1 pseudogene is annotated in these 398 nt (G+C 69.3%); it reads left to right on the top strand.

Features of this window, described 5'->3' with window-relative positions:
- Positions 1-157: 157 nt before the first annotated feature.
- A pseudogene (locus G3I78_RS52700) lies at positions 158-398 on the top strand (uridine kinase); the annotation flags it as partial.

Genomic DNA, 398 nt, shown 5'->3' with positions numbered 1-398 from the left:
CGCCGGCGGCCACGGCGAGGGCCGCGCCCAGAATGGAGAGCGTGAGGCCTGCGGAGCGCAGCGTGGAGCTGCCGGGGGCTGCGTGAGCTGCGTGACGTGCCATGGGGATCCCACCTGAGGTCGTAGTCGCGTGCGCACGCAGCGTAGTTGAGGTGTGATCCTGGATACCAACCGGGCACCGGAGGCATCCCCTGCGCGGGGGAATGGTTCACACTGGTGTCCCGTGAGCTCCTCCTCTCCTTTGCCTACGCGTGTCGTCCTGTTGACCGGACCCTCGGGCTCCGGCAAGTCCCGGCTGGCCGCCCGTTCGGGGCTGCCCGTGCTGCGCCTGGACGACTTCTACAAGGAGGGCGACGACCCGACCCTCCCGCTGGTCGAGGGCAGTTCCGACATCGACT

Origin of the sequence: Streptomyces sp. SID13726, from assembly GCF_010548375.1 — a bacterium.
In the GTDB taxonomy this organism is placed as follows: Bacteria; Actinomycetota; Actinomycetes; order Streptomycetales; family Streptomycetaceae; genus Streptomyces.
This window is presented reverse-complemented; position numbering and strand designations above follow the sequence as displayed.